Source organism: Pseudomonas sp. 86_A, from assembly GCF_017491705.1.
Lineage (GTDB): Bacteria > Pseudomonadota > Gammaproteobacteria > Pseudomonadales > Pseudomonadaceae > Aquipseudomonas > Aquipseudomonas koreensis.
On sequence record NZ_JAFGYS010000206.1, the window covers coordinates 1 to 430 of the forward strand.

The following is a 430-nucleotide window of genomic DNA, read 5'->3' on the forward strand; positions in this document are numbered from 1 at the left end:
CTGCTGGCCACGGCTGCGCGACTCCACGCGCACGTTGGCCACCTGCTGCGAGCTGATGACGCTGCCCGGCTGCATCAGGTAGGGGTCGACGGTGCCGGTAAAGCGCAGCACGTCCACGTTGTGGTTCACGCCGATCTGCTTCTCGCCCGCGACGACCAGATGCCCGTTGGGCAGCACGTCGACCACGCTGGTGGTGATGGTGCCGCTGAAGGTGTTGGCGCTGCTGGTGCCGCCGCCGCCGGAGAACTTGGCGTCCGACTCCACCCCCAGCCCCAGGCGCGGGGTGATGCGGCTGTTGGTCGAACCGGCCAGCAGGGGCAGTTGCGTGGCGCTGGCGCTCATCTCGTTGCTGCGATTGACGTTGGAGCTTTGCTTCTGGCTGGCCGCGACTTTCTCGACGATGCTGATCATCACCGTATCGCCCACCATG

Annotated in this window: 1 protein-coding gene; it reads right to left on the reverse strand. The window is 66.7% G+C overall.

Going from position 1 to position 430, the window contains the following annotated elements:
* Positions 1-430, reverse strand: a 430-nt coding sequence (locus J5M57_RS28695; RefSeq protein WP_207938575.1) for a flagellar basal body L-ring protein FlgH, incomplete at both ends; no start/stop codon positions are given.